The sequence below is a fragment of the Phenylobacterium terrae genome, from assembly GCF_042681205.1.
Lineage (GTDB): Bacteria > Pseudomonadota > Alphaproteobacteria > Caulobacterales > Caulobacteraceae > Phenylobacterium > Phenylobacterium terrae.
In genome coordinates, this window is sequence record NZ_JBHUEY010000001.1 from 2,109,343 (window position 1) to 2,135,532 (window position 26,190).

The 26,190-nt window shown below is 71.3% G+C and carries 26 protein-coding genes and 1 pseudogene; 12 read left to right on the forward strand and 15 right to left on the reverse strand.

Going from position 1 to position 26,190, the window contains the following annotated elements:
- Positions 1–7: 7 nt before the first annotated feature.
- Positions 8–631 (forward strand): TetR/AcrR family transcriptional regulator, encoded by a 624-nt coding sequence (locus ACFSC0_RS10615; protein WP_377282962.1) that lies wholly within the window; start codon positions 8–10, stop codon positions 629–631.
- Here ACFSC0_RS10615 and ACFSC0_RS10620 read toward each other — a convergent pair.
- Positions 628–1,044: a PaaI family thioesterase gene (locus tag ACFSC0_RS10620; RefSeq protein ID WP_377282961.1), complete on the reverse strand. Its 417-nt coding sequence runs from the start codon at positions 1,042–1,044 to the stop codon at positions 628–630. The two genes, ACFSC0_RS10615 and ACFSC0_RS10620, sit on opposite strands and share 4 nt — an antisense overlap.
- A gap of 73 nt (positions 1,045–1,117) precedes the next feature.
- On the opposite strand from ACFSC0_RS10620, the gene ACFSC0_RS10625 reads away from it, so the two are divergent.
- Both ACFSC0_RS10625 and ACFSC0_RS10630 read left to right on the forward strand, forming a co-directional pair.
- On the forward strand, positions 1,118–1,744 hold the full coding sequence (locus ACFSC0_RS10625; RefSeq protein ID WP_377282960.1) for a glutathione S-transferase family protein: 627 nt from the start codon (positions 1,118–1,120) through the stop codon (positions 1,742–1,744).
- 60 nt (positions 1,745–1,804) lie between these two features.
- Positions 1,805–3,484 (forward strand): glycosyltransferase family 4 protein, encoded by a 1,680-nt coding sequence (locus tag ACFSC0_RS10630; RefSeq protein WP_377282959.1) that lies wholly within the window; start codon positions 1,805–1,807, stop codon positions 3,482–3,484.
- A 4-nt stretch (positions 3,485–3,488) separates the two neighbouring features.
- Here ACFSC0_RS10630 and ACFSC0_RS10635 read toward each other — a convergent pair whose 3' ends face one another.
- From ACFSC0_RS10635 to ACFSC0_RS10650, 4 genes are all read right to left on the reverse strand, one after another.
- A complete protein-coding gene (locus ACFSC0_RS10635) occupies positions 3,489–3,692 on the reverse strand; it encodes a hypothetical protein (RefSeq protein WP_377282958.1) in 204 nt (67 codons plus the stop codon).
- A gap of 135 nt (positions 3,693–3,827) precedes the next feature.
- The gene (locus tag ACFSC0_RS10640) at positions 3,828–4,871 is read right to left on the reverse strand and encodes a sensor histidine kinase (RefSeq protein WP_377282957.1); all 1,044 of its coding nucleotides are present in this window, start codon (positions 4,869–4,871) and stop codon (positions 3,828–3,830) included.
- Positions 4,872–4,971: 100 nt separating this feature from the next.
- Positions 4,972–5,769, reverse strand: coding sequence for an alpha/beta fold hydrolase (locus tag ACFSC0_RS10645; protein WP_377282956.1), 798 nt, complete (start codon positions 5,767–5,769; stop codon positions 4,972–4,974).
- A gap of 235 nt (positions 5,770–6,004) precedes the next feature.
- Positions 6,005–6,976 (reverse strand): M15 family metallopeptidase, encoded by a 972-nt coding sequence (locus ACFSC0_RS10650; protein ID WP_377282955.1) that lies wholly within the window; start codon positions 6,974–6,976, stop codon positions 6,005–6,007.
- A gap of 38 nt (positions 6,977–7,014) precedes the next feature.
- On the opposite strand from ACFSC0_RS10650, the gene ACFSC0_RS10655 reads away from it, so the two are divergent.
- Positions 7,015–8,118, forward strand: a complete 1,104-nt coding sequence (locus ACFSC0_RS10655) for a L,D-transpeptidase family protein (RefSeq protein WP_377282954.1) — start codon at positions 7,015–7,017, stop codon at positions 8,116–8,118.
- Here the strand turns inward: ACFSC0_RS10655 and ACFSC0_RS10660 are convergent.
- The gene (locus ACFSC0_RS10660; RefSeq protein ID WP_377282953.1) at positions 8,115–9,215 is read right to left on the reverse strand and encodes a Rieske 2Fe-2S domain-containing protein; all 1,101 of its coding nucleotides are present in this window, start codon (positions 9,213–9,215) and stop codon (positions 8,115–8,117) included. The genes ACFSC0_RS10655 and ACFSC0_RS10660 overlap by 4 nt on opposite strands.
- 212 nt (positions 9,216–9,427) lie before the next feature.
- The gene (locus ACFSC0_RS10665) at positions 9,428–9,976 is read right to left on the reverse strand and encodes an OmpA family protein (protein ID WP_377283317.1); all 549 of its coding nucleotides are present in this window, start codon (positions 9,974–9,976) and stop codon (positions 9,428–9,430) included.
- Between the two features lie 318 nt (positions 9,977–10,294).
- Between ACFSC0_RS10665 and ACFSC0_RS10670 the strand changes: the two genes are divergently transcribed.
- The gene (locus ACFSC0_RS10670) at positions 10,295–11,131 is read left to right on the forward strand and encodes a hypothetical protein (protein ID WP_377282952.1); all 837 of its coding nucleotides are present in this window, start codon (positions 10,295–10,297) and stop codon (positions 11,129–11,131) included.
- A gap of 141 nt (positions 11,132–11,272) precedes the next feature.
- Here the strand turns inward: ACFSC0_RS10670 and ACFSC0_RS10675 are convergent, their stop codons facing one another.
- Positions 11,273–11,959: a DUF2306 domain-containing protein gene (locus ACFSC0_RS10675; protein ID WP_377282951.1), complete on the reverse strand. Its 687-nt coding sequence runs from the start codon at positions 11,957–11,959 to the stop codon at positions 11,273–11,275.
- 111 nt (positions 11,960–12,070) lie between these two features.
- Here ACFSC0_RS10675 and ACFSC0_RS10680 point away from each other — a divergent pair, with 111 nt between their 5' ends.
- On the forward strand, positions 12,071–13,123 hold the full coding sequence (locus ACFSC0_RS10680) for an AraC family transcriptional regulator (protein ID WP_377282950.1): 1,053 nt from the start codon (positions 12,071–12,073) through the stop codon (positions 13,121–13,123).
- Here the strand turns inward: ACFSC0_RS10680 and ACFSC0_RS10685 are convergent.
- Both ACFSC0_RS10685 and ACFSC0_RS10690 read right to left on the reverse strand, forming a co-directional pair.
- A complete protein-coding gene (locus tag ACFSC0_RS10685) occupies positions 13,120–13,881 on the reverse strand; it encodes a VOC family protein (RefSeq protein ID WP_377282949.1) in 762 nt (253 codons plus the stop codon). The genes ACFSC0_RS10680 and ACFSC0_RS10685 overlap by 4 nt on opposite strands.
- A gap of 151 nt (positions 13,882–14,032) precedes the next feature.
- A pseudogene (locus tag ACFSC0_RS10690) lies at positions 14,033–15,703 on the reverse strand (DEAD/DEAH box helicase); the annotation flags it as partial.
- A gap of 223 nt (positions 15,704–15,926) precedes the next feature.
- Here ACFSC0_RS10690 and ACFSC0_RS10695 point away from each other — a divergent pair.
- Positions 15,927–17,918: a methyl-accepting chemotaxis protein gene (locus tag ACFSC0_RS10695; protein ID WP_377282948.1), complete on the forward strand. Its 1,992-nt coding sequence runs from the start codon at positions 15,927–15,929 to the stop codon at positions 17,916–17,918.
- Between the two features lie 15 nt (positions 17,919–17,933).
- Here the strand turns inward: ACFSC0_RS10695 and ACFSC0_RS10700 are convergent, their stop codons facing one another.
- Positions 17,934–18,776, reverse strand: coding sequence for a LysR family transcriptional regulator (locus tag ACFSC0_RS10700; RefSeq protein WP_377282947.1), 843 nt, complete (start codon positions 18,774–18,776; stop codon positions 17,934–17,936).
- Positions 18,777–18,877: 101 nt separating this feature from the next.
- Between ACFSC0_RS10700 and ACFSC0_RS10705 the strand changes: the two genes are divergently transcribed.
- Both ACFSC0_RS10705 and ACFSC0_RS10710 read left to right on the forward strand, forming a co-directional pair.
- Positions 18,878–19,384, forward strand: coding sequence for a GNAT family N-acetyltransferase (locus ACFSC0_RS10705; protein ID WP_377282946.1), 507 nt, complete (start codon positions 18,878–18,880; stop codon positions 19,382–19,384).
- A 55-nt stretch (positions 19,385–19,439) separates the two neighbouring features.
- The gene (locus ACFSC0_RS10710; RefSeq protein WP_377282945.1) at positions 19,440–19,808 is read left to right on the forward strand and encodes a c-type cytochrome; all 369 of its coding nucleotides are present in this window, start codon (positions 19,440–19,442) and stop codon (positions 19,806–19,808) included.
- Between the two features lie 4 nt (positions 19,809–19,812).
- Here ACFSC0_RS10710 and ACFSC0_RS10715 read toward each other — a convergent pair whose 3' ends face one another.
- On the reverse strand, positions 19,813–21,435 hold the full coding sequence (locus ACFSC0_RS10715; protein ID WP_377282944.1) for an alpha-glucosidase: 1,623 nt from the start codon (positions 21,433–21,435) through the stop codon (positions 19,813–19,815).
- On the reverse strand, positions 21,432–22,043 hold the full coding sequence (locus tag ACFSC0_RS10720; protein WP_377282943.1) for an ATP-dependent Clp protease proteolytic subunit: 612 nt from the start codon (positions 22,041–22,043) through the stop codon (positions 21,432–21,434). The genes ACFSC0_RS10715 and ACFSC0_RS10720 overlap by 4 nt, the downstream gene beginning before the upstream one ends.
- 121 nt (positions 22,044–22,164) lie before the next feature.
- On the opposite strand from ACFSC0_RS10720, the gene ACFSC0_RS10725 reads away from it, so the two are divergent.
- Positions 22,165–22,911: an extensin-like domain-containing protein gene (locus ACFSC0_RS10725; protein ID WP_377282942.1), complete on the forward strand. Its 747-nt coding sequence runs from the start codon at positions 22,165–22,167 to the stop codon at positions 22,909–22,911.
- A 65-nt stretch (positions 22,912–22,976) separates the two neighbouring features.
- Positions 22,977–23,783 (forward strand): SDR family oxidoreductase, encoded by an 807-nt coding sequence (locus ACFSC0_RS10730; RefSeq protein WP_377282941.1) that lies wholly within the window; start codon positions 22,977–22,979, stop codon positions 23,781–23,783.
- A gap of 124 nt (positions 23,784–23,907) precedes the next feature.
- On the opposite strand, the gene ACFSC0_RS10735 is transcribed toward ACFSC0_RS10730, so the two are convergent.
- The gene (locus ACFSC0_RS10735) at positions 23,908–24,546 is read right to left on the reverse strand and encodes a transposase (protein WP_377282939.1); all 639 of its coding nucleotides are present in this window, start codon (positions 24,544–24,546) and stop codon (positions 23,908–23,910) included.
- A gap of 114 nt (positions 24,547–24,660) precedes the next feature.
- Entirely contained in the window at positions 24,661–25,257 is a 597-nt protein-coding gene (locus tag ACFSC0_RS10740) for an exopolysaccharide biosynthesis protein (RefSeq protein ID WP_377282938.1), read from the reverse strand.
- 116 nt (positions 25,258–25,373) lie between these two features.
- Between ACFSC0_RS10740 and ACFSC0_RS10745 the strand changes: the two genes are divergently transcribed.
- Entirely contained in the window at positions 25,374–26,189 is an 816-nt protein-coding gene (locus tag ACFSC0_RS10745) for an enoyl-CoA hydratase/isomerase family protein (RefSeq protein ID WP_377282937.1), read from the forward strand.
- The last annotated feature ends 1 nt before the right edge of the window (position 26,190 follow it).

Sequence of the window (26,190 nt, forward strand, 5' to 3'; positions counted from 1 at the left end):
GGGGGCTTTGAGCGTTCGAAGCGTTCAGAAGGAGGCGACGCGCCGGCGCGTGCTCGAGGCCGCGCGCGAGCTCTTCGAAACCGAAGGCTACGAGGAGACGACGGTCCGGGCGATCGCCAAACGGGCCGGCGTTTCGGTCGGCAGCGTCTTCACCAGCTTCCAGTCGAAACTGGACATCCTGTCCGAGGTGATGGGCGAGCGGCTGGACGAGCTCTACGAAGAGCTCGACCGGGTGGGTCACCAGTTGCGCGGCTCCACCGCCGACCGGCTGCGCTCGCTGTTCGCCCTGTTCTTCGCCTTCGAGACCCGGCGCAAGCGGCTCTTCCTGGCCCATATCGCGGCCACCTACGACTGGCGGCCCGGCGCGAAGGCCACGCCGTTCGGCCACAACGAGAGGCTGAAGCAGGTCGTCCGCGACTGCCTGGCCCGCGGCGTCGCCGCCGGCGACGTCGATCCGGCCATCGATCCGGAGTTGATCGTCGACACCCTGCTGGCGGCCTACGCCTGGACCTACCGGCTCGCCGCCTGGGCCGACGCCGACGCCGATACGATGAGCCACGCCATGGACCGGCAGATCGGCCTGATCGCCGCAGGCTTCACGCCGCGCCCGCAGGCCAGCGGCCTGATCTAGCCGCCCGTCGGGCGCGGATAGAGGATCATCTGGGTGCAGCGGAACAGGGCCGTCACCTTGCCGGCCGCGTCGCGCACCTCCGCGTCCCAGACCTGCGTCGTCCGCCCGCCATGCACCAGCCGCGCCTCGCAGGCGACCTCGCCGCTCCGCGCCGTGCCCAGGAAGTTGGACTTCAGCTCGACGGTGGTGAATCCGTTCGCCCCCTCCGGCAGGTTGGCCATGCAGCCCATGCCGCAGCAGGAGTCCGCCAGGGCGACGACGCTGGCCGCGTGCAGGAAACCGTTCGGCGCCATGTGGTGCGGCTTGACCGTGAAGCGGCCGACGCAGCGGCCCGGCCCGTCCTGGTCGATGTCGAGGCCGAGATGGTCCGGGAGGGTCCCGCCGTAGCGGCCCGTGGAGGTCGTATCCGTCATGGCGGCAGACTAGGCGATGCTTGCGCGACGTCAGTCCAGTCGCTTACGCTGTAAGCGAAAGAGGAGAGCCGGCATGATCTTCGTCCACCATCTGAACGACTCGCGCTCGCAACGCATCCTCTGGCTGCTGGAAGAGCTGGGGCTCGACTACGAGATCAAGCGCTATGCGCGCGACCCGGCGACCCGCCTCGCGCCGGCCGAGCTGAAGGCGGTGCATCCGCTCGGCAAGTCGCCGGTGATCACCGACGGGGATCGCACCGTCCACGAGTCCGGCGCCATCATCGACTACCTGATCCGCCGCCACGGCGCGGGCCGGCTGCAGCCGGACCCAGCGAGCGCCGACTACGACGCCTATCTCCAGTGGCTGCACTATGCCGAAGGCTCGGCCATGCTGCCGCTGATGCTGTTCATGTACGTGATGCGGCTGGGCGAGGGGGGACAGCCGCTGCATCCGCGCATCGAGAGCGAGATCGCCAACCACCTGGGCTACGTCGACCAGGCCCTCGCCGGCCGGGAGTTCCTGGTCGGCGGCGAGCTGACCGGCGCGGACATCCAGATGAGCTTCATCGCCGAAGTCGCGGGGGCGTTCGGCAAGCTGCCCAGCTACCCGAACCTGGAATCCTGGCTGAAGCGGATGCAGGCCCGGCCGGCCTATCGGGCGGCCCTGGAGAAGGGCGGGGCCTACAGCTTCGTCCGCTAGCTATCGGGGCGCCCGGTTGCTATGGGGCGGGGCCCCGCAGCAACGCCGGATCCCGTTCCCTTGGCGCCATCCCGTCTCGCCATCTACAACCCGTCGGCCCAGGTGGGGCTGGGCAAGAACCCGTTCGGCAAGGACGTGGCCAACATGGGCCTGTGGCGGGCGCTGGCCCAGCACGGCGGGTTCGACCAGATCGACGTGCTGGCGAACGCCAGGATCGACGTCGCGCAGATCAGCGCATCCCTGCTCGACGGCCGTCCGTCGAACACCCGGTTCACGACCTCGACCATCCTGGACCAGCGCACCGCCGCCGCGGCCGGGGCGCTGGTGCGCGGCAAGGCCGAGCTCGCCGACATGGCCTGGCTCAGGCGCACGGCCGTGGGCGACAAGGCCTACAGCCTGCTCGGGCTGGTCCACACCCTCGCCCCGCCGGTGATCCGCGAATACATCGCCAAGAGCGCCTTTTCGCCGCTGCACGAGTGGGACGCGCTGATCTGCACCTCGCCGTCCGTGGTCCAGGCGCTGAGCGAGATGTTCGACGCCGTCGGGGATTTCGCCGCCGAGCGGTTCGGCGGCGCCCGCCGGCCGCGTCCCCACCTGCCGCTGGTGCCGTTGGGCGTCGACCTGGCCGCCATGCGCGCCGCCGCCGACCGGCCCGAGGCGCGCAAGCGGGTGAGGGCCGGGCTCGGCCTGGGCGACGACGACGTCCTGGTGCTGTGGGTCGGGCGGCTGTCCTTCTTCGAGAAGGCCTACCCCCAGCCGATGTTCCGGGCCGTCGAGGAGGCGGCGAAGGCGACCGGCGGCAAGGTGGTCTTCCAGATGGCCGGGTGGTTTCCGGTGGAGCCGCGCCACCGCGACGTCTACCGGCAGGCGGCGGAGGCCTACGCCCCGACCGTGGACGTGCAGTTCATCGACGGCAACGACCGCCAGCTGCTGGCCGACACCTGGGCCGCGGCCGATGTCTTCATCTCGCTGGTGGACAACGTCCAGGAGACCTTCGGCATCACGCCGATCGAGGCGATGGCGGCCGGGCTGCCGGTCGTGGCCAGCGACTGGGACGGCTACCGCTACACAATCGAGCATGGGGTGCAGGGCTTCCTGATCCCCACCCTTGGGCCGCCGCCGGGCGGCCTGGGGCCCAGCATCGCGGCCCCGCACCTGATGCTGCTCAGCAGCTACCAGAACTACGTCGGCACGCTGGCCCAGCACACCGCCGTCCACGTGGGCAAGGCGGCCGAGGCGCTCGCCGCCCTCATCCGCTCGCCCGAGCTTCGCCGGCGGATGGGCGAGGCCGGCCGCGAACGGGTGCGCGCCCACTTCGACTGGGCCGTGGTCGCCGGCCTCTACCGCGAGCTGGTGGAGGAGCTGGGCCGGGTCCGCGCCGCGGCGCAGGCGCCCCAGGCCAGCATGCGCATGCATCCGGCCAAGGGCGATCCGTTCGCCGACTTCGCCCACTTCGCCTCCCACGTGCTGGGGCCGCAGACGAGGGTGCGGATCCGCGAGGGCGCCTCGCCTGCGGACCTCGACCGCGCCGCCCGCGTGGACCTCGACGGAGCCTATCCGGCCTACCGGGCGGGCCCCGGCGAATGCGCCGCCATGCTCGGGATGCTGGCCGGCGGCGCCTCGCTCTCGGTGGCCGAGCTGACGGCGCGCTTTCCGCCGAACCGCAGGGCTTCCCTTGAACTTGGTCTGACCTGGATGGCGAAGATCGGCATCGTCGACTGGCTGGAGCCCGAGGCCTAGGCCCTCAGGCGACTTCCAGCACCTGTTCGCGCCAGCCTTCGCGCGTCTCCAGCAGCAGGGCGCCGGGCCTGCGCGCGCCCTGGAGGCGCGACTCCGCCGCCTTGATGATCTCGTCTTCCCTGGAGTAATGGCCAAGCTCTCTGGCCTGGTCGTTCAGCAACACCCAGCGGCTACCACGCTTGTAAGCGATCAGCAGGAGTTGATCCACCTAAAGCCCTCCCCGACTCGAGTGGTTAACGAAACCTAGAATGCCAGATGACGTTCCGATTACGAGCGGGGCGGGGTGCGATCCTGTGGACAACTCCAGCGGGTCTGTGAGTCTATTTCACCGCCTCTGTGCGGCCTAGAGCAGGTTGTCCTGAAGGGGGCCGTCGTCCCCCGCGGCGCCGACCGGCAGGCGCACCTCGACGCTGGCGCCGCGGGCGCCTTCCACCTTGACCTCGCCGCCGGCCCGCTCGACCAGCGAACGGACCAGCCGCATGCCCAGGCCGCTGGCGGTGTCCGGCGCGAGACCCCGGCCGAGGTCGGAGACGCACAGCCGCAGGCCGCCCTCGGCGCGGCCCAGGCGGACCCAGATCACCCCCTTGCCGGCGTCGGGATAGGCGTGCTTGGCCGCGTTGGTGACCAGCTCGTTGACGATGATCCCGAGCTGGACCGCCTGGTCCAGGGGCAGGGTCAGGGGCTCGGCGTGCAGGTCCAGCCGCACGTCACGGCCCTCCAGCAGCGTGCGCGACAGCCGCTCGCACAGCTCTTGCAGGTAGCGCTGGGCCTCCACCTCGTCCTTGCCGCCGCTGCGGTAGAGGCTGGCGTGCAGGTCGGCGATGGACTGGATCCGGTCGACCGCCTTGAGCAGCTGCTCGCGCACCGCTGGATCGGCGCTCGCCCTGGCCTGCATGGTCAGCACGCCGGAGACGATGGTCAGGTTGTTCTTCACCCGGTGGTTCAGCTCGTCGAACAGCTCGGCCTGGTAGCGCTCGGCCTTCTTGCGTTCGGTGATGTCGATGTAGAACTGGCCGACCTCGTCCTCGGACAGCCGGGTCATGTGCACGTCGTACCAGCGCAGGGCCTGGTCGTCCCAGAACTCGAACCGCACCGGCTCGCCCCTGGTCAGGGCGACATGGCAGGCGGTGAACCAGCGCGGATGGGTGTTGGGCCGCATTTCCAGGAAGCGGCGGCCGACCATGTTGGCCGCGCCCGGCGCGCGCCGCCGAAACGCGGGATTGGCGTCGCGGACCCAGTAATCGACCAGCCGGCCGCTCGCGTCGCGGATGACCTCGCAGATGACGAAGCCCTCGGACATGGTCTCGAACAGGGTGCGGTAGAGCTCGCCCGGATCTTCCTGGCGCCGCCGTCCATCACGTCCGCTGAGCTTGCGCACGACCGACACGCTCACCTCCCGACAAGGTGAACTTAAGACCCTATTTTGGGGCTTGGCGAGTCCTGAATGGGGCTCCCCGCCTATGTTAATCTCGTGCCGGTGCGGGGGCTTACCGGGCCCAGGGGTCGTCCAGCAGCCCGTCCAGGAAGTCGAACACCGCGGCCTTGGTCAGCGCGTGCGGAATGGCCGAGAAGTGGTCGCAGCCGGGGACCATCACGCCCTTGCCGTCCGGGAAGACGCGGGCCAGGCCCTCGGGGTCGCCCGCGCCCTGGTCGCGCTGGCCGGCGACCACCAGCACCGGCATCGGCAGCCGCTCCAGGGCCTCGCGGTCCAGGGGCGGGTTCCTGGCCTCGGTGAAGGCCGCCAGCGCCCGCCGGTCCTCCCCCTGCTCGTCGGCGAACTGGCGGAAGCTGCGCAGCATCGGCTGGGCGATGGTCTCGGGGTCGTCCGCCAGCATGGCCTGCGCCATGCTCATCGCCGGGGCTTCGCCCTCGGACGTCGGCCGCGGCTGGAACAGCCGCTCGCCGATCCCGCCGAGGATCAGGTTGGAGATCCGCTCGGGCGCGTCGATGGCCATCTGCATGGCCGTCCGGGTGCCCATGGAATAGCCGAAGACATCGGCCCGCTGCAGGCCCAGGTGGTCGAACAGGGCCGCAAGGTCGCCGGCCAGCTTCTCGCGGGTGTAGGCCTCCGGCTCGTGCGGCTTGGCGCTCTCGCCATGGCCGCGCTGGTCCAGCGCCACGCACCGCACCCGCCGCCGCTCGAAGGCGCCGTACCAGCCCGTCCGCCGCCAGCCCTCGTTCCGGTTCGAGGCGAAGCCGTGGACCAGCACGATGGTCCGCTCGGCGCCGGGAGGATCGATGTCGTCGTAGGCCAGGGTCAGGCCGTCGGAGGTGAAGGTGGGCATGCGCGGGCTCGTCCCCTTGTCGCGTTTCCTCTGGCCAGCGTCATGCCACGGCGGAGCAGGGGCGGCCAAGTTCCCTCCCCTTCAGGTGAGGGCTGCCGGTGCGGAGCATCGGCGGGTGGGCAAGTGGCGAGCCTCGCCGGTGCTGGACGATCAGCATCCAGCTGAAACCAGACTCCCCCACCCGTCCGCGTCGCTTCGCTCGCGTCCACCCTCCCCCGAAGGGGAGGGAAGGGGCTCACGGCGCCTCGCCGGTCCACTCCCAGTGCCAGGGCTCGAAGGGGTAGTTCACGAAGCCGAACCGATGGGCGTTGGCGGTCAGCCAGGCGTAGGTCGCGGTCTTGCTCATGTAGAGCCGGTTCGGATCGGCGCTGGAATCGGGGCCGTAGCCGGGCGCCTGGCCGACGTAGATGTCCATCGCCAGGCCCGTGCGGTGGGGCGAGCAGCGGGCCCGCACCAGCCCGTCGCAGTTCTGGTCGCGGGCGCAGCGGGCGGCGTCGTACTCGGGACTGCGGTAGCCGGAGAAGATGGTCAGGTTGCGCGGATCCCGGGCGATCTGCGGCTGCTCGGCCTTGGCCGCCTGGACCATGCGCCGGTAGGCGGCCAGGGCGCCGCGGCGCAGCTCGATGGTCTTGCCGCCGTAGCTCTCGTCCGGCCGGGCGGTCGCCAGCTGGTGGGAGGCCGGCGGCGGCGGGCAGCCGCCCTGGCGCATGGCGCGCACCACCGGCCGCTTCAGCTGCCACTTGTTCTTCATCTGGATGAACACCGCCTCGTCGAGGATGCCGGTCTGGGCCAGGCCGTTGTTGGCCTGCCAGCGGGCCAGGGCGGCGGCGAAGCCCGGGCTGTCGGGCGGGCAGCTCGAGCCGATCTCCCGCGCGATCAGCCGGTAATAGGTCTCCCAGCCCACCTCGGGGCGCCCGAACGGATTCCAGGCCAGGCTGCGGAGCTGGGCGGCGTTGGCGCGGGCGGCGTTGACCAGCGGGCCCTGGTGGCAGGCCTGGTCGCCGAGGTCGCTCGCCGCCTGGCCCGGCGGCGGCAGCGGCGCGGCGGGGCCGGGGGCGGCCGCCTGGCTCTGCGCCCGGTCCTTGGCCTTCGGCGGGGCGCGCAGGATGAAGCCGTCTCCCGGTTGGCCGTCCTGCGGCGAACAGGCCGCCACCATCAGGGCGAGCGCCGCCGCCGCTCGGAACCTGCCCCGTCCCGAGGCCTTCATTTCGCGCGTGTCCCGGCCTTCAGCATGCGAGTGAAACGATGAAGCACTACCGGCGCTCCCTGGCCATGACGGCGGCGGCCCTCGCGCTGGCCGCCTGTTCGGAGATGGTGATCAAGGCCGATCAGGCCGAGAAGGCGCCCAGCGCCGCCGCCGGCGGCGATGCTTCGAAGGCGACGGCGGCCGCCGCGCCGGCGGCGCCCTCCGCCAATCCGCTGGCCCAGGGCATCGACAAGGCCGCCTTCTCCACCGCCTCGGTGGAGACCGAGCCCGGCCGGCAGATGATGATCCGCGCCCAGGTGCTGCTGGACCGCGCCCACTTCTCCCCCGGCGTCATCGACGGCCTCTACGGCGAGAACGTGCGCCAGGCGATCGCCGCCTTCGAGGCCGCCAACGGCCTGCCGGTCGACGGCCAGATCGACGCCCAGGTGTTCGAAAAGCTCGCGGCGGGCGATTCCACGCCGATCATGCAGGACTATGTGATCACCGAGGCCGACGTGAAGGGCCCCTTCACGCCGAAGATCCCCACCGACTACGAAGACATGGCCAAGCTCGAGCGGCTCGCCTACACCGGCCCGGCCGAGCTGCTGGCCGAGAAGTTCCACATGGACGAGGAGCTGCTGCGGGCGCTGAACCCGGGCGTCGACTTCTCGAAGGCGGGCACGACGATCCTGGTGGCCCGCCCCGGCGCCGACAAGCTGTCCGCCCAGGTGGCCCGCATCGAGGTCGACAAGGCCGAGCGCGAGGTGCGTGCCTTCGACGCCGGCGGCAAGCTGCTGGCCGTCTATCCGGCGACGGTCGGCTCCAGCGAGCTTCCGGCCCCGAGCGGGCGCTGGGAGGTGGCCGCCGTCGCGTCCGACCCGACCTGGAACTACGACCCGGAGAAGCTGAGCTTCGGCAAGGCCAAGACCAAGCTGACCATCCCCGCCGGGCCGAACAACCCGGTCGGCAGCATCTGGATCGACCTTACCAAGGACACCTACGGCATCCACGGCGCCCCCGACCCGGACACCATCGGCAAGACCGCCAGCCACGGCTGCGTGCGCCTGACCAACTGGGACGCCGAGGAGCTCGGCGCGGCGGTGTCCAAGGGGACGGAGGTGGTGTTCGTGGGGACCGAGGGCGCGACGGGCCGGGCGGCCTAGCTTCGCCAGCGCAGCGTCGCCGGCTTCACCGGGTTGACGAACGGCCGGCCCTCGCGGCGGGCGGCGGCCCATTCGCGCTTCAGCTGCTGGTACCACTTGGCCTGGGTGTCGGCGTCGTCGATCCAGAGCAGGGTCGGGTCGTACTTCAGCCCCTCGTTCTGCAGGTTCACCATGTCGCCGTCCTGGCGCAGGAAGGCCCGCGCCCCGGCGGCGATGAACGGCTTTAAGAACCAGAAGGCCGGGTGGTCGGACCAGACGATCTGGGTGATCCGGGTCTTCTTCTCGTGGATCGGCGTCAGGCAGGTCAGCGACAGCACCTGGCGGGCGCCGACGGTCACATGCTCCCAGCGCAGGCCGGGGATGCGGAAGGTGATCTCGGTCAGCGGCTCGCCGCCCAGGATCGCGTAGGCGCGGGAGTTCTTGGACGGCTCGTGGCGGACCATGGCGAAGCCGGCCTCGCGCGGCTCGAACTTCTTGGCCTTGTCGTGCTGGCTCTTGGACGAGCGCCACCACCACTGCTGGTGCACGTAAGGCCCGTGGGCCGGGTCCATCAGGCCGACGACCGCGTGGTCGATGTGGGCCTCGAAGTCCATCCGGTCGACCAACTTGGGCCCGCCGCCGACCACGCCCGGGAAGGTCGGGGGCTCGACGTCCGGCTCGCCGGAGAAGCGGGGATCTGCGCTGATCCAGACGAACACCAGCCCCTGGCTCTCGCGCACCGGATAGCGGCGCACGCGGATCTTGGAGACGTCCATCGCCTGGTCGCCGACCAGTGAGGGGATGGCGGTGCAGGCGCCGTCCGTGCCGAACCGCCAGCCGTGGTAGGGGCAGGATACGACCTCGCGCCCGTCCGCCTCGCGGGTCAGCCGGCCGGCCGACAGCGGCGCGGCGCGGTGGGGGCAGATGTCCCTGAGCGCGTAGGCTTCGCCGCCCAGCGTGCGGCCGAGCAGGATCGGCTCGCCGAGGATCTCGTAACGTTGCAGCTTTCCGGGCTTCAAGTCGCCGGCCAGCGCGGCGAAATACCAGATGTCCGTCAGGAACCCCTCGCCGAAGCCGATCTGGGGGGCGCGGGACTGTCGGGTGTCGCCTTCGGGCATGGGGCGGGTTGTAGCGGGACTCGCCGCCGGCCGCACCCCTCGCCGCAGCGGCGCAAGAGGAGGGGCGGGCGATCCTAGAGCCTGTTCGGTTCAGGCGTAATCGCCTGAACCGATCAACAGGCTCTACATCCAAGTTCAGAGCGCGTTGGGGCGGCGGAACCGCTCACACTTCCGCCTAACGCGCTCTAGCGGACCGCCCGCGCCCACCTGTCCTAGCTCAGGACGACGATCGCCACGCGGCGGTTCTGGGACCGGCCTTCGGGCGTGTCGTTCGGCGCCACCGGCGATTCCTCGCCGTAGGAAATGGTCGCCATGCGGTTCAGGGCGACGCCCTGCTTGGCCAGGTAGCGGCGCACCGCTTCGGCCCGGGCTTCGCCCAGGCGGTCGTTGTAGGTCTCATCGCCCGTGGCGTCCGTGTGGCCCTGGATCTCCAGGTAGACGTTCCGGTTCTCGGCCTTCAGGCGCTGGGCCAGCTCGGCGAGCCGGGCCTCGGCCTCAGGGGAGAGGGCCGAGTGGTCGACCGGGAACTTCACCGAGTCGTCCGACAGCACCACCTCGTAGAGGAACTTGCCTTCCGCCAGCTTGTGGGCCGCATTGGCCCGTTGCAGGGCCTCGCCCGCGGTCCCTTCGACCTGGGTCACCCGTGTGTCGACCACGGCCACCTGTTCGCGCACGAACTTGTGGCTCGCGCACCCCGTCGTCGCCACGGCCGCCGCCAGCACCGCAGCCGTAATGGCCCCCGCCCTCAGTCTCGCTTGGATCACAGTCGCTATCCCTCTATCGACGCGCCGCTCCTAGGCTCCAGCGCTGCCGTCAGGTGCTTCAACCGGCGTGGCGGCGTAATGACGCGGGTATGGCGCAATCATGGCGCCGCTCTCGCGCCGCGGGTGCGCGCACCCCCGCCCCACTTCGGTCATGGCTAACGACCAAGGTTAAGCCGGCTGCGATTCCCGGAACGGGTAGGCGCGGGCCCGGGCGGTGCGAACTTCCGTCCGATCGACAGGTTGGAGGGCTGCGGCCGACCTTCCGTCGAGGCGTGTTGAGGCGTTTGATTCGGGGCGGTCGGATTGAGCTTCGAGGTGGCGACGAGGGCAGGCGGGCGCAGCGGCGCCGCGAAACGGCGGCGAACCCTGCTGGCCGCGCCGATCAGCATCGCGGCCCACCTGGCCGTGGCGCTGGCGATCTACCAGGCCCGCCCCGAGCCGATGAGCGTGTACGAGGAGCAGCCGATGGCGCTCAGCCTCATCGAGCCGCGTCTGCTGGTCCCGCCGCCCCCGCCGCCGGAGCCTGAACCCGACCCCGCCCCGGAGGTCTCCGAGCCGGCCCCGCCCGCGCCGCCTTCGGCCGATGCGCCGGTCCCCGAGCCCTCGCCGGACAAGCCCAAGCCGCTGCGCAAGGCGCGGCTCGCCAAGGTCGTCCCGAAGGATGTCGCCCCGCTGTTCGCCGGCAAGGCCCAGACCGACGCCGTCGGCGTCGCCCAGACTCTCGCGCCCGGCAACGGTCTGAGCGACGGCGAGATCGCCGGCGCGCGCACCGCCGGCTCCGGCGGCGCCGGCGGCGGCTGCGACATGGTCGACCTGCTGCAGAAGGCCCTGCGACGGGACGCCGACGTGCAGGCCGCCGTCGCGCGCGAGCACTCGGTGCTGGCGGGCAAGGCGATCAACATCTGGAACGGCGACTGGATCCGCGGCTCCGGCCAGGAGGGCAAGGGGCTGGCCGGCGTGCGCCAGGCGATCATCATGGAGGTCGGCTTCGCCCCCGCCGCCTGCCGCGACGAGACCGTGCGCGGCCGGGTGCTGATCTCGCTGTCCGACCGGCCCGGCGCGCCGCGGATCGTGCTCGGCTCGGGCGCCTGGCGCTGGAGCGAGCTCCTGCACGCCCAGGGCGCCGTCCGCAGCGCCCGCTACGGCGGCTAGGCCGCTTACCCCGGAACTGGGGCGACCATAGCGCCCCCTCCGCCATGCTTCGCATGGTCCCCCTCCCCCGCAGTCTATGCTGCGGGGGAGGATCGAACCGCTTCAGCTCCTCCCCCGTCGCGGAGACGACGCAGGGGGCGCTTAGGCCGCCGGCGCGCGCAGCACGAACCGGGCCGGGAACCTCACCCGGATCATCCAGAAGGCCAGCGCGCCGAGGGCCGCGAGCGGCGGGATCATCAGGTGCGGGCCTCGGAACGCCTGCGGGATCTCGTCGGCCTGGCCGAAGAAGAACGAGCCGGCGGCGACGAACAGCGCCAGGCACATCCGCCACAGGTGCCGCGCCAGCCTGGGCCGCCCGGCAAGGCCGCCGGCGCCCATCACCCGCAGGTCGGTCCCCACGCCCAGCGCGGCCAGGCCCGCGAACACGAAGTAGATGGTGGGATCGTTTCCGGACGAGGGATCGCCGTCCTGCACCCCGACGGTGGCGGCCTGAAGCCCGATCGCCAGCCCGGCCAGGCAGACCAGCGCCGCGCCGGCCATCGCCCAGGTCTCGAAGCGTCCGGTGGTCCGGGGCGGCCGGCGCACGGCCAGCCAGGCGGTGGAGACCAGATAGAGGGTGAACAGGCCGGCGATGGTGTTGAGCCGCTGGCCGCCGATGGCCGCCATCACGGCGGCGGATCCCGCCATCAGGAGCATGGCGACGAAGAAGACGGTCCCGATCTGGCGGTGCGATGGACCGCCCTTGCGCACCGCCAGCGCCGCGAAGCCGGCCCCGATCGCCACCAGCCCCGCCAGCACGTGCAGCATCACCGGCGCCGGATAAGGCATGTGCCCACAACCTCAGAGGTTACCAAGACTTAACGCCGCTACCTTGCGACGCCTGATAGTCTTTCCTACCGCGGGGCCCGGCGATGGCCCATGATCGGGCGCGTCAAAACCATGTCCCCAGGTTGCGCGATGGCGGTGCGGGCGGCGGAGCTGACGGTGGGCGCGGGGTTCGCCCGCGGCCTGCTGGAGTTCGCCGTCTCCAAGGGCGCCGGCCGCGACGAGCTCATGGCCCGGGCCGGCCTCTCGCCGGACGACCTCGCGGCCCAGGACGGCCGCGTTCCCTGGACGCGCTACGTCGCCCTGATGCGGGCCGGCAAGGCGCTGACGGGCGATCCGGCGCTGGCCCTCCACTACGGCGAGGCCGTGGAGATCTCCCAGGTCTCCATCGTCGGGCTGATCGGCCGGGCGGCCGACACGGTGATGGACAGCTTCGCGACCCTGAACCGCTTCGTGCGCCTGATCGTCGAGACCGAGAACGAAGGCCCTGGCGAGCGCTTCCAGCTGCGCCGCGACCGCGCCGGCCTGTGGATGGTGGACACCCGCAAGGACGCCGACGCCTTCCCCGAGCTGACCGAGTCCTGGCTCGCCCAGATGATCTGCGGCCCGCGCCGCTACGATCCGCGCAAGTGGGTCAAGGCCGCCCACGTCACGCACGCCGCCCCGGCCCACGCGGCGGAGTACGAGAAGGTGCTGGGCGTACCCGTCACCTTCGGCAGCGACCGCAACGCCATGCTGATCGAGGAGGCGAGCCTCGACGCCCCGGTCGCCTATCTGCCCAAGTATGTGAAGGGCGTGCTCACCGGCCACGCCGACGCCCTGCTGCGCGAGCTGGAGGCGTCCAAAACCACCCGCGGCCGTGTCGAAGCCCTGCTGAAGCCCATGCTGCACAGCGGCCAGGCCAGCATGGACCTGGTCGCCGGCCAGCTCGGCCTCTCCCGCCAGACGCTGTTCCGGCGGCTGAAGGCCGAGGGGGTGACCTTCGAGCAGGTGCTGGACGAACTGCGCTGCCGCCTGGCCCGCGACTACCTGACGGGGCGCAGGCTGTCGGTCAACGAGACCGCCTACCTGCTCGGCTTCTCCGACCCCGCCGCCTTCTCCCGCGCCTTCAAGCGCTGGACCGGGGAGAGCCCGAGCGCGGCGCGGGAGCCGGACGGCGACCGTTAGCTGCGCTTCGGTCCCACGAAGCCGACCATGGCGCCCTGCGGGTCGGTGGCGACGATGATGTGGTCGCCCCCCGGCACCTCGGCGGGGCCGTGGTGGATCTGGCCGCCCCTGTCCGTCACCGCCTTGGCGGCGCGGTCGATGTCGTCGACGCCGAAATAGAAGAGCCAGTTGGGCGGCGGGCTGCCGGGCGGCTGGCCCATCATCGCGCCGATCATCTGCTCGCCGATGTTGATGAACTGGTAGTCGCCCATCTCGCCCATCGGCATCACGTCGCCCTTCAGCCAGCCGAAGGCGCGCGTGTAGAAGGCGAGCGCCGCCGCCGGATCGGTGGTGTTCAGCTCGTTCCACTGGCAGTGGCCGACCGTGTTCGGCTTGAACGAGGTGCTCGGCTCCTCCGAGGCCCCGCGCATGATGTAGAAGGCCACGCCCTGCGGGTCGGCCAGCATGGCGAAGCGGCCGACGCCGGGGATGTCGGTGGGCGGCGCGTGCTGCGTCCCGCCCGCCGCCACGATCTCGCGGGCCTTGGCGTCCACGTCTTCCACCCCGATGTAGCCGAACCAGCCGGCCGGCGCCCCGGCCTGCTCGAGGCGCATCAGCCCCGCCACGTCCGCGTCAGGCGCGCCGAACAGGCGGTAGTCGACGCCGCCTTCGAAGGCCTTGGTGGTCCAGCCCACGACCGCGCCGTAGAAGTCGGCGGCCGCGTCGGGGTCGCTGGTCATCAGCTCGTACCAGATGAATTCGCCAGGCGTGTTGGTCATGAGACGTCCTCCTCGCGTGGAAGACGCGCAGGCTGATCCCATTCCGACACGAGCGCGCGAAAAAAATGCGACTGATTAAGACGTCCCGACGCCCCGTTCGCCGCAGCTCAGAGGGACGACTTGACCTGTCGCAGGCGCCTCACCGCGCCCGCTTCCTGTCCGGACGCGGCGCGCGCTTGGGGCCGCGGGCCGGCGGCGGGCGGCGCGATTGCGGGCCGGGCGGCTCTGCCGGGACGGCGCGCAGGTCGCCGGCGTTGGCGGCCGCCTTGGCCGCCTCGCGGAATCGGTCCTCGGCTTCGCGGGCGATCTCGAAGCGGGTCTCGTTGTCGAGGATGCGGATTTGGCCGATGTCGGCCTTGGTCACGTGGCCCAGCCGGCAGATCAGCGGCACCAGCCACTTCGGGTCGGCGTTCTTGCTGCGCCCGATCGGCAGGCGGAACCAGACCGCGTCCGATGGGTCGATCCGCGGCGCGCGGCTGGGGGGCGGGCCCCGGCCCTCGGGCGCGGCCCCGCCGTCCTGGTCGAACACCTCCTCGGGCTCGGGCAGGCGGGCCCGGTGCAGGCGCACGAGGGCGGCGGCCACCGCCTCCGGGCTGCGGTCCGCCAGGATCTTGCCGGCCAGCTCCAGGTCCTCGGGCGTCGGCGGCTCGTTGAGGATCGGGTCCTCCAGCAGCCGGGCCTGGTCCTTGGCCCGGATCGCCTCAGGGGAGGGCGGGCCGGACCAGATGGCGTCGACGCCGGAGGCGTCCAGCAGCCGCTCGGCCTGCCGCCGCTTGGTGTAGGGCACGATCAGCACCGAGACGCCCTTGCGCCCCGCCCGGCCGGTGCGGCCGCTTCGGTGCAGCAGGCCGGCCTTGTTGGCCGGCAGCTCGGCGTGGATGACGAGGCCCAGGTCCGGCAGGTCGAGCCCGCGGGCGGCGACGTCGGTGGCGACGCACGCCCGGGCGTGGCCGTCGCGCAGCGCCTGCAGGGCGTCGGCCCGCTCCTTCTGCGACAGCTCGCCCGAGAGCTGCACGGCCGAGAAGCCCCGCTCGCGCAGCGCGCCGTAGAGGTGGCGCACCTTCTCCCGCGTGGCGCAGAAGATCAGCGCCCCCGGCGCCTCGAAGTAGCGCAACAGGTTCACCACCGCCGGCTCCACCTCGTTGGGCGCCACACGGACGGCCCGGTACTCGATGTCGCCGTGCGGCTCGTCCCGGCGGGTGGTGTCGATCCGCATGGCCTCGCGCTGGTAGCGCTTGGCCAGCGCGGCGATCTCCTTGGCGATGGTGGCCGAGAACAGCAGCGTGCGGCGCTGGTCCGGCGCGCAGTCGAGGATCTCCTCCAGGTCCTCGCGAAAGCCCAGGTCCAGCATCTCGTCGGCCTCGTCGAGCACCACGACCTTCAGGGCCGAAAGGTCGAGGTTGCCGCGCTCGAGGTGGTCGCGCAGGCGGCCGGGCGTGCCGACCACCATGTGGGCGCCGGCCGCCAGGGCCCGCTGCTCGCGCCGCGCGTCCATGCCGCCGACGCAGGTCGCCACCACCGCGCCGGCCTCGGCGTAGAGCCAGGAGAGCTCGCGGCTGACCTGCAGCGCCAGTTCCCGGGTGGGTGCGATCACCAGCGCCAGGGGCGGCCCCGCCCGCTCGAACCGCTCGGCCTCGCCCAGCAGCGGCCAGGCGGCGGCCAGGCCGAAGGCGACGGTCTTACCCGAGCCGGTCTGGGCCGAGACCAGCAGGTCGCGGTCCTGCGGTGCTTCGAGCACCGCCTGCTGCACGGGCGTGGGCGCGCCATAGCCCTGCGCCTCGAGGGCGCGGGCGAGAGCCGGGTGGGTGGCGGCGAATGGCATGCGGGGTCTCTTCCGATAAGCGGTCGCGCGGCGTGGCGCCTATGGCCGCATAACGCAAATCTTTCCTTTGAGGCCGCCACGGCGCAGGCTTGGCCGGATGGGGCTCGGACGCCGAATTTCCCGCAAGCGTTGCGCTGGGCCGCCGTTGCACGAACATCGTTAGCTAAAGCTTAGCGTTTGCGCCGTTAACCTTAATCCGCCCCTGGTTAGCGAGCGGAACCTCGTGTTTGGCCTGATCCACTCCCGCCTCAGCTTCGGGGCCCGACTGGCCCTGATCTCCGGCCTCTTCTGCGCACCGCTGGCCCTGCTGCTGGTGCTGTTCGTCCAGGCCAGCCTGGGCCAGATCGATTTCTCGGCGAAGGAGCTGGAGGGCGCCCGATACCTGCAGAAGGTCTGGCCCGCCATGGTCCGGGGCGAGGCGCTGGAGAGCGCCGGCGGCCGCTTCGGGGAGACGAAGGTTTTCGAGGCCTTCCAACAGGCGGCGGGCGCCGAGAAGATCAAGGCCGGCGTGGGCCTGGTCACCGCCGTCGCCGACGGCTCCAACCTGACGCTCGATCCGGACCTCGACAGCTTCTACGCCATGGACGCGGTGACGGTGCGCCTGCCGGCCCTGTTCCGCGCCAACGCCGACCTGAAGGCGGCCGTCGCCAGCGGCGACCCTCAGCTCCTGATGCGGGCCCTGGACCACCTCGCCATCGCCCAGGACCAGACGCTGTCGTCGCTGAACGCGACCATGGAGAAGAACCTGGAAGGGAAGACCCGCCAGGCGCTGGGAGAACCTGCGGCCCAGCTCCAGGCCGCCGCCACGGCCGTGCAGGCCGCGGCCCAGGGCGGCGGCCCCGAAGCGATCGCCCAGGCCAGCGCCGCCCTCGACGGCGCCGCCGATCAGGCCTGGATCGCCACCGAGAAGGAGCTCAGCCGGCTGCTGGAGGCCCGGATCGGCAAGATGCGCGCCCGCATGGCCATGCACCTGACCCTGGTCGGTGTCGCGCTGGCCCTGGCCACCGGGTTGGCGATCTCGATCTCCCGCGCGCTGGCCTCGCGCATCAACGGCCTCGTGCGGGTGATGGAGCGGCTGAGCGCCAACGAGGTCGAGGTGGACATCCCCTGCCGCTCGGACCGCAACGAGACCGGCCGCATCGCCGCCGCGCTCGGCATCTTCCGCGAGGGGATCGTCGACCGGAATCGGCTGCAGGCCGAGGCCCGCGTCGTCCACGAGGCCAACGCCGAGAAGCTGCAGGCGACCGAGGCCGCCTTCCGCGAGGCGGGGCTCGCCCAGGCCAAGGTGGTGGACCAGCTCGCCCACGCCCTCGACGCGATCGCGGGCGGCCGGCTCACCACGCGCCTGGAAGACGGCTTCGCGGCCGAGTACGAGAAGCTGCGCAGCGACTTCAACCGGGCGGTGGCCCAGCTCTGCGAGGCGATGCAACTGGTCGGCGGGGTGGCCGAGGACATCCGCAGCGGCGCCCGCGAGATCAGCCGCGCCACCGACGAACTGTCCGCCCGCACCGAGCGCCAGGCCGCCAGCCTCGAGGAGACCGCCGCGGCGGTCGAGCAGCTGACCTCCACCGTCGTCCGGACCTCCGAGGACGCCCGCGAGGCGCATGCGGCCGTCTCCGCCGCCAACGTTGACGCCGGCCGCTCCGACGACCTGGTGCGCCAGGCGATGGCCGCAATGAGCCAGATCCAGGGCTCGGCCCAGCAGATCAGCCAGATCATCGGGGTGATCGACGAGATCGCCTTCCAGACCAGCCTGCTGGCGCTGAACGCCGGGGTCGAGGCCGCCCGCGCGGGCGAAGCCGGCCGCGGCTTTGCGGTGGTGGCCTCGGAAGTGCGGGGCCTGGCCCAGCGCTCGGCCGACGCGGCCAAGGAGATCAAGTCGCTGATCGGCGCCTCCGTGGACCAGGTGGCGCAGGGCGTGGACCTGGTCGGCCAGACTGGCGAGGCGCTCAGCCGGATCAGCGCCCAGGTCGCCGGCGTCAACGCCCTGATCGCCCAGATCGCGGCCTCGGCCCAGGAACAGGCCGCCGGCCTGCAGCAGGTCAACGCCGCCGTCAGCCAGATGGACCACGTGACCCAGGAGAACGCGGCCATGGTCGAGCAGTCCGCCGCCTCCAGCCGCAATCTGGCGCAGAAGGCCGAGGAGCTGTTCCAGCGGCTGGAGACGTTCGACGTGGGCGCGGCGAAGGCCGCGCCTGCGGCCCGGGCCGCCTGAACCGCCGCGCCCGGATCAGCCTCGAGCGAGCGCCGCGGCCAGCCACTCGCCGGCGGGCGGAAGACGGCGTCGGCCGATGCGCAGGCGGACACGAAGGGGCGGCATCTCGGGAAAGCCGTCGGCCGCGGTCAGCGCCCGCATGCCTGGCCGCATGCGCGAGGCGGGGAGGGGCGCGACGGCCGCGCCCGAGGCGATTACGGCCTGCAGGACCGACTCGGCGTTGGTGGTCACGGCGATCCGGTAGGGGCGGGACATCCGCCGCAGCACCTCCTGGGCGTACCTGCGGAACACGCTGCCCTCCAGCATCAGGGCGATCGGCAGGGGTGAAGTCGCCAGCGCGGGGCAGCCCTCGGCGCAGGCCCAGACGCCGCGCTCGACATGGACGAGCTCGCCGCGATCGTCGCCGCCGAGCTGAAACTCGGTGACCAGCGCCAGGTCCGCCGCCCCCTCCTCAAGCCGCCGAAGAACCATGCGCGAGCCGTCGGTGACGATCCGCACGTTGGTGTCGGGGAACCGGCTCAGCAGCTCGCCCAGCAGCGGCGCCAGCACGGGCGCGACGAAGGTGTCCGGCAGACCGATGGTGAGCGACTGGGCCGACCGCTCGGCCATCATCGCATCGAACGCCGCCTCGTACGCCTCCAGGATCCCGCGTGCGTGGACCAGCAGGATCTCGCCGTCGCCGGTCAGCCGCACGCCGTGCGCGCCGCGGGCCAGCAGCCGTCGGCCGGCGATGGCTTCCAGCCGCTTGACCTGCATGCTCACCGCCGAGGGAGTGCGGCCCACCGTCTCCGCGGCGGCCGTGAAGCTGCCCGTTTCGACGATGGCCACGAAGGTGCGAAGCAGGTCGTGGTCGAACATGGATTCAATTCTGTTGAACTGCGATTTCAGCCCAATTCGCTCGCCCCGGGCGTCCGGCGCGCCGAAAACACGCGCAACGACACCTTCATCGAGCACGGGAAATGAGACGACTGCAACTGCGCAGGGCATCCTTCTCCGACATCGAGGCCCTGTCCGAACTTCAACGCAATTCACTGATGGGCATCGCCGCCGCCCATTACACGCCGCAGGAAATGGCCGCCTTCCTCACTCACCCGTCGGTGGGGATGGATCAGCTTCTGCGCACCGCCCATGTCTGGGTGCTGGGCCGCGGCCGGCGTATCGACGCCTGCGCCGGCTGGCGGCGGAGCGAGGCGGGGGCCGTCATGCTCCGGTCGGTCTACGTCCGCACCGAATGCGCGGGCCGCGGGCTCGCCAGCCGTCTGCTCGACCACGTAGAGGCCGAGGCGACGCGGCGCAACCCGGGCGCCATCCGGCTGGTCTCCACGCTGGGGGCGCAAGGCTTCTATGAGCGGCGTGGCTATCGCGCGATCGGGGCCACCTTCCTCCACCTGGGCGAGGTCCCGCTCCGCGGCGTCGACATGGTCAAGACCCTGCCGCAGGCTGAGCCGCGACGCACGGCGGCCTGAGCCGCTGGCCCGGCGGGCGCGAGGCGGCTAAGCTCGCCGGGCAGGGTGAAGCCGAATGCTCGGAAAGTTCCCACTTTTCGCCGCTGTCGCCGCATTGGCGGCCGGCCCGGCCGCGGCCCAGGCCGACGCCGAGCGGCGCGCCTACGGCAAGTGCATCGCCTGCCATTCGCTCGATGGCGTGGGAGCGAGTCGCTACGGTCCCGACTTGCGCGGGGTGATGGGTCGCCAGGCGGGGAGCAACCCGCAGTTCAAGCATTTCTCGCCGGCGATGAAGGCCTCGAAGGTCGTTTGGACCGCCAAGACGCTGGACGCCTTCCTGGCCAGCCCGGCGACCTTCATCCGGGGCAACCGCATGGTCTCGCCGCCGATCAAGGACCCGGCCGAGCGGCAGGCGATCATTCGCTACCTGGAGCGCCACCGCTAGGCCGCTAGAGCCGGTCCGGACCTGCAGCGAATTGGAGCAGCGCCCCCGAGCCGGGGCCGAGCACAATTCTGCCCGGGTGAACGCCCGTCGCGCCGAGCGCCAGCAGCGGTTCGGCCGCGCCGATCGCCTCGTGCGCCCACTCCGCGGTTCCGGAGCCCAGGTTGAACACGCACGCGACCGTCTCTGCGCCCGCCGTGCGCGTGAACGCAAGCAGTGGGTCGGGCGCCTCCAGGAAGCCGATCTCGCCGGCGGTCAGCGCCTCCGAGCCCTTGCGCAGGGCGATGACGCGGCGGGCGAAGGCGAGCACGGAGTCCGGGTCCGCTTCCTGGTCCGCCACGGTGAGGCCCGCGTGCTCCTGGGCCATCGGCAGCCACGGGGTCCCGGTGGTGAAGCCCAGGTTCGGCGCATCGGCGCGCCAGGGCATCGGCGTGCGGCAGCCGTCGCGGCCGCCGTCGTAGGGCCAGTAGAGATCGCCGACCGGATCGCGCAGCTGGGCCCGGGTGAGCCTGGCCTGCGGCAGGCCCAGCTCCTCGCCCTGGTAGATCAGGGTGGTGCCTTTCAGCGTCGCCAGCAGGGCGAACATCAGCTTGGCGACGTCGGGCCCGGCGTCCGGCCCGCCGAACCGGTTTACGGTGCGCGGCACGTCGTGGTTGGAGAAGCTGATCGTCGGCCAGTGCCCGGGATGGCCGGCCAACGTGGCGTAGTGGTCGCGGACGAACTGCGGCCCCAGCTTGCGGGCCAGCAGCATGACGAAGGTGTAGGCCGAGTGCAGCCCCTCGTCCGGGCTGCAGTAGGCGCCGCAGCGGGCCTCCTCCTCGGAGAACTCGCCGAACACGAAGCGCTCGCCGTGGGCCTCCACCCGCCGGCGCACCTCTTCGAGCAGGGGGATGTTCTCCGGCAGGTTGGAATCGAACAGGTGCCGCTGCAGATCGGAGGCGTGGCGCCAGTGGGCGGCGGTGCGCTCGGCGGGCGGGACGGCCGGATTGTCCCTGAGCGCGGCGTCGTGGAGGAAGGCGTTGGCGACGTCCAGCCGGAAGCCGTCGACGCCGCGGGCCAGCCACAGGTCCAGCACGCCCAGCGCCGCCTCTCGGGCGCCCGGGTCATGCCAGTTCAGCTTCGGCTGCTGGCGCAGGAACTTGTGGTGGTAGTGCTTGCGCCGCTTGGGCTGGTAGGCCCAGGCCGGCCCGCCGAACACGCTGAGCCAGTTGTTGGGCGCGGTCCCGTCGGCCTTGGGATCGGCCCAGACGTACCAGTTCGCCTTCGGGCCCGCCTCGCCGCCGGTCAGGCTCTCGACGAACCAGGGATGCTCATCGGAGGTGTGGGCCAGCACCTCGTCCAGCAGGACCTTCAGCCCCCGGGCGTGCGCCGCCTCGAGCAGGGCCTCGAAGTCGGCCAGCGTCCCGTAGTCGGGGTGGACGCTCTCGTAGTCGGCGACGTCGTAGCCCCAGTCCCGGTCGGGCGAGGGGTGGATGGGCGACAGCCAGATCCCGTCGACCCCCAGGCTCTCGATATAGTCCAGCTTGGCCGCGACGCCGGCCAGGTCGCCCTGGCCGTCGCCGTCGGCGTCGAAGAAGCTGCGGACGTAGACGTGGTAGAGGATCGCCCCCCGCCACCAGGGCCGGGTCATACGTCGCTGGCGTTGTTGATAATCTTGCTGACGATCCCGTACTCGACCGCCTGCTCGGCGTTCATCCAGAAGTTCCGCTCGGTATCCTTGACCACCTTCTCATAGGGCTGGCCGGTCTCGCGGGCGATCATCCGGTTCACCCGCTCGCGCATCTTCACGATCTCCTCGGCCTCGATCTCGATGTCCGAGGCCTGGCCCCGCACGCCGCCCATCGGCTGGTGCAGCAGGAAGCGGGTGTTGGGCAGGCAGAAGCGGTTCTCCTTGTGGGCGCCCAGGAAGATGTGCGCCCCGGCGCTGGCCACCCAGCCGGTGCCGACGACCTTCACCTTGGGCCCGCAGAAGCGGATCATGTCGTGGATGGTGTCGCCGCTCTCCACGTGGCCGCCGGGCGAGTTGACGAACACCTTGATGTCCGCCTCGCTCTCCGAGGCCAGCGCCAGCAGCTGGGCCGAAACACGCTCGGCCAGCCGCATGTCGATCTCGCCGAAGACGAGCACGGTGCGGCCCTTGAACAGGGCGTTCTGGACCGGGCCGGCCGTCAGCGGCATGTCGGGCAGCCGCGACTTCTCCTGGTCCTCGTCCTCGTCGTCGTCCATGCGGATATACATTCGGCGCCTCCGTTCACGTGGCGGGGAACCTGTATCGCCGGGCCGCGCGCCGCAAGGGGGTAGGGAGAGGAAAGCCGCCGCCGTGGTGAAGTTGCAGCCGCCAGATCCTAAGTGACCGGCCGTGGCGCGCCCCTGGTCCTTCCTCACCCAGGCCCCGTCGGCCGAAGCTGCAGCCTCGGCCGGGCTGTGGTCGGCGCTGCTCGACCTCGCCCTCGTCGCCATCCTGCTGGGCGGCGCGGTCAACGCCTGGGCGCCGCCGCAGGACCTGCCCTGGAAGCCGCTGGACCTGGCCCGCCCGCCGGGACTGGCCACCCGCGCGCAGTTCGAGCGGGCGGCCGACGATCCGGGGCTCTGCCGGGAAGCCCTGACCCGGGCCGGCGTGGATTTCGCGAACGAGCCCGACCGCACCGTCGGCGACTGCACGACTCAGAATTCGGTCCGCGTGCAGGACGGCGTCACGCGCCTGGCGCCGCCCGCGCCGGTGATGACCTGCCCGGTGGCGCTGGGCTACGTCGGCTGGGAGCGGCATGTGGTGCAGCCGGCGGCCCGCGAGCTCCTGGGCGCGCCGGTGACCCGCATCGAGCACTTCGGCACCTACGCCTGCCGCAACGTCTACGGCCGCGCCGAGGGCCGCCGCAGCGAGCACGCCGGGGCCAACGCCGTCGACGTCCACACCTTCGCCCTCTCCACGGGCCGGCAGGTCAGCGTCCAGCCGCACTACCGGCTGGAAGATCCCCGCGGCGCCTTCCTGAGGCGGGTGCGGGACGGCGCCTGCGAGTGGTTCCACGGCACGCTCGGGCCCGACTACAACGCCGCCCACCGCGACCACTTCCACCTGGATCACGGCCCCTACCGCCTCTGCCGCTGACGCTTGACCTTCCGGAAGCGGGTGCGGCAAATGGCGCGTCAAACACACGTTTAAGGGAAGACGCCATGACCACCGAAGTCCTCGCCGAGGCCGGCGCGCAGACCAAGGCGCAAGGCCTGTTCGACCTCACGGGCAAGGTGGCGATCATCACCGGCTCCTCCCGCGGCATCGGCAAGGCGATCGCCGAGCGGATGGCCGAGCAGGGCGCCAAGGTCGTGATCTCCTCGCGCAAGGCCGGCCCTTGCGAGGAAGTGGCCGCCGAGATCAACGCCCGCCACCCCGGCCACGCCATCGCCGTGCCGGCCAACATCTCGTCCAAGGACGACCTGCAGCGGCTGGTGGACGAGACCCGCCAGGCGTTCGGCAAGATCGACATCGTGGTCTGCAACGCGGCGACCAACCCCTTCTTCGGACCGATGTCGAAGATCAGCGACGACGCCTTCCGCAAGATCCTGGACAACAACATCATCGCCAACCACTGGCTGGTCCAGATGGTCGCCCCGGAGATGATCGAGCGCCGCGACGGGGCGGTGATCATCATCTCCTCCATCGGCGGCCTGCGCGGGTCCACCGGCATCGGCGCCTACAACATCTCCAAGGCCGCCGACTTCCAGCTGGCCCGCAACCTCGCCGTCGAGCTCGGCCCGCACAACATCCGGGTCAACTGCATCGCTCCGGGCCTGGTGAAGACCGACTTCGCCCGCGCCCTGTGGGACACCCCCGAAGCCGAGAAGCGCTCCAGCGCCAACACCCCCCTGCGCCGCCTCGGCGAGCCCGACGACATCGCCGGCGCGGCGGTGTTCCTGGCCTCCAAGGCCGCCTCCTGGATGACCGGCCAATCCATCATCGTCGACGGCGGCTCGACCTGCTGATCTCAGGGGCTGGTTAGGGCGTCCCTCGCGCCGCCGCTGGTTACAGCCGCGGCCGAATGGGACGTCCTAACCTGTCCCACCCGCGGCCGCGCGATGGGTGACAGGTAGCGCTGGGCGCAACCAGTCACCGGCGATCTTCGGTGACTGGTTGGGCGCCAGCCCTACCTGTCACCCCGAGCGGGCGATTGGTCAGCTCCGCCTGCCGTAGCGCGGCGAACGCTTCAGAGTATCGGGCGTCGGCGTCTTCGCTGGTCTCCAGCAGCTCCGCGATGTCCCCGACGCGCGCCAACAACGGCGCAACCCTCACCAGCCTGGTGTCCCGGCCGGCCAGGTGCGCGTGCACGCTCGACCACCGCCAGTCCTGCGCCCTCTCGGCCAGCCCAGCGCGCACCGGGTTCGTCGCCACGTAGCGGAACGCGGCCACGAGGTGGTCTTCGCCCATGGGCACGGACGCGAACCGGTCCTGGAACAGGTGCCCGGACCAGCCATGACGTGCGTTGATCCTCAATGCGTACAGCCGGTGAACTTCGCCCATCGCCCGCCCGAGTCCGCGCTCGTCACCCGGCGTGAGGATGAGGTGGACGTGGTTCGGCATGAGGCAGAAGGCCCAGACCTCGGCGGCGTGCTTGCGTGTCTGCTCGGCCAGCAGCCCCAGGTAAAACTCCTGATCCCCCGGCTCGAAGAAGATCGGTGCGCGGCGATTGCCCCTCTGCGTCACGTGATGCGGCACGTGCGGATAGACGATGCGGCCTGAACGCGGCATAGGCACAAGCTAGCGTCAGAACAAATGCCGAACAAGGTGACAGGTAGCGCTTCGCGCAACCAGTCACCGTGAGACGTCGGCGACTGGTTGGGCGCCAGCCCTACCTGCCATCCCTCACCAGAACAGCTGATAGGCCCCGAATCCCAGCGCGCCGGCGCTGATGGTGAAGGCGATGAGGACGAGCAGCCCGTCGCGGGCGATGAGGCCGAGGCCGAAGGTGGCGATGGCGGCCGAGGGGATGAAGGCGACGAAGGGCAGGAACTCCAGCGGCGGCACGGCCAGGGCCAGGATCACGCAGACCAGGGCGACGATGCGGTCGGCGACGGGGCCGGTCAGCACCTGCAGCCTGGGCTTGACCATGCGGTCGACGACGCGGGCCGGCCTGGCGGCCACGTGAACGGTCTTCTGCAGCTTGTCCGCCTTGACGGTGCGCTTCAGCAGGAACCTGGGGAGCCAGAAGGTGTCGCGGCCGATCAGCAGCTGACTGGCCACCAGCAGGGTGATCAGCGCGATCATCGAAGGCACGCCCGGCACTGCGGACACCGGCGTCATGCCCAGCAGGCCGGCCAGCAGCAGCAGCGGGCCGAACGAGCGGTGGCCCACCGCGTCCATGATCTCCTGGACGCTCACCTTCGGGCCGTTGCCGTCGGCCGCCTTGCGGAGCTCGCGCAGCAGATCCTCCAGGTCCTGCGCGCCTTGCGCCTGCGCCATCGAGCCGGGCTCCTCCTGCCTACATCCGACGCAGCCATAACGCCCGAACCGTGCGTTCGACGCCCCGCCGCCCCGCGCGCTAGGCTCATCCCGGGCCAGCCAGAAGGGACGCCGCGATGACCGACGCTTTCGAGACCATCCTGTTCGATGAGCCGCGGCCGCACGTGGCGCGGATCACGCTGAACCGGCCGGCGCAGATGAACGCCTACAGCTTCCGCATGACCCAGGAGCTGCTGGCCGCCATCGCCGCCTTCCGCGACGACGACGGCTTGCGGGCGCTGGTGATCACCGGCGCCGGCGAGCGGGCCTTCTGCACCGGCGGCGACATCTCCGGCGCCGACGCCGAGCATTCCCGCAAGGTCCGGTCATCGCCCATGGGCCACGGGCGCGAGATGCGCGACGGCATGCAGGCGGTGGTGCTGGCCCTGCGCCGGCTCGACAAGCCGAGCGTGGCGATGATCCGCGGCTTCGCGGTGGCCGGGGGCCTGGCCCTGGCGCTCGCCTGCGACCTGCGGATCGCCGGCGCGTCGGCGAGGCTCGGCGACACCAGCAACAAGGTGGGCCTGCTGCCCGACGAGGGCGGCGCCTGGCTGTTCCCCAGGGCCATGGGCCTCGATCGGGCGCTGAAGATGACCCTGCTGCACGAGATCTATCCGGCCAGCGTGGCCAAGGACCTGGGCCTCGTCACCGAGGTGGTGGGCGATCCGGTGCTGGAGGCCCACACCCTGGACCTGTGCGAACAGCTCGCGGCCAAGGCGCCCCTCGCCGTACGCCTCACGAAGATGATGATGGCCAAGGCCATGGAGACGCCGCTGGAGAGCTCGCTCGCCGACGCCCAGATGGCGGTGATGATCTCCAATCCCAGCCAGGACGTGCGCGAGGGCGTGGCCGCCTTCCGCGAGAAGCGGCCGCCCAGGTTCGAGGGCAGGTGAG

Excerpts from the sequence above, each read along its gene's own strand:
- ACFSC0_RS10620 (WP_377282961.1), bottom strand. The coding sequence starts at position 1,044 with ATGACGGATACGACCTCCACGGGCCGCTACGGCGGGACCCTCCCGGAC.
- ACFSC0_RS10625 (WP_377282960.1), top strand. The coding sequence starts at position 1,118 with ATGATCTTCGTCCACCATCTGAACGACTCGCGCTCGCAACGCATCCTC.
- ACFSC0_RS10645 (WP_377282956.1), bottom strand. The coding sequence starts at position 5,769 with ATGCCCACCTTCACCTCCGACGGCCTGACCCTGGCCTACGACGACATC.
- ACFSC0_RS10650 (WP_377282955.1), bottom strand. The coding sequence starts at position 6,976 with ATGAAGGCCTCGGGACGGGGCAGGTTCCGAGCGGCGGCGGCGCTCGCC.
- ACFSC0_RS10655 (WP_377282954.1), top strand. The coding sequence starts at position 7,015 with ATGAAGCACTACCGGCGCTCCCTGGCCATGACGGCGGCGGCCCTCGCG.
- ACFSC0_RS10660 (WP_377282953.1), bottom strand. The coding sequence starts at position 9,215 with ATGCCCGAAGGCGACACCCGACAGTCCCGCGCCCCCCAGATCGGCTTC.
- ACFSC0_RS10675 (WP_377282951.1), bottom strand. The coding sequence starts at position 11,959 with ATGCCTTATCCGGCGCCGGTGATGCTGCACGTGCTGGCGGGGCTGGTG.
- ACFSC0_RS10680 (WP_377282950.1), top strand. The coding sequence starts at position 12,071 with ATGTCCCCAGGTTGCGCGATGGCGGTGCGGGCGGCGGAGCTGACGGTG.
- ACFSC0_RS10685 (WP_377282949.1), bottom strand. The coding sequence starts at position 13,881 with ATGACCAACACGCCTGGCGAATTCATCTGGTACGAGCTGATGACCAGC.
- ACFSC0_RS10700 (WP_377282947.1), bottom strand. The coding sequence starts at position 18,776 with ATGTTCGACCACGACCTGCTTCGCACCTTCGTGGCCATCGTCGAAACG.
- ACFSC0_RS10705 (WP_377282946.1), top strand. The coding sequence starts at position 18,878 with ATGAGACGACTGCAACTGCGCAGGGCATCCTTCTCCGACATCGAGGCC.
- ACFSC0_RS10710 (WP_377282945.1), top strand. The coding sequence starts at position 19,440 with ATGCTCGGAAAGTTCCCACTTTTCGCCGCTGTCGCCGCATTGGCGGCC.
- ACFSC0_RS10715 (WP_377282944.1), bottom strand. The coding sequence starts at position 21,435 with ATGACCCGGCCCTGGTGGCGGGGGGCGATCCTCTACCACGTCTACGTC.
- ACFSC0_RS10720 (WP_377282943.1), bottom strand. The coding sequence starts at position 22,043 with ATGTATATCCGCATGGACGACGACGAGGACGAGGACCAGGAGAAGTCG.
- ACFSC0_RS10730 (WP_377282941.1), top strand. The coding sequence starts at position 22,977 with ATGACCACCGAAGTCCTCGCCGAGGCCGGCGCGCAGACCAAGGCGCAA.
- ACFSC0_RS10735 (WP_377282939.1), bottom strand. The coding sequence starts at position 24,546 with ATGCCGCGTTCAGGCCGCATCGTCTATCCGCACGTGCCGCATCACGTG.
- ACFSC0_RS10740 (WP_377282938.1), bottom strand. The coding sequence starts at position 25,257 with ATGGCGCAGGCGCAAGGCGCGCAGGACCTGGAGGATCTGCTGCGCGAG.
- ACFSC0_RS10745 (WP_377282937.1), top strand. The coding sequence starts at position 25,374 with ATGACCGACGCTTTCGAGACCATCCTGTTCGATGAGCCGCGGCCGCAC.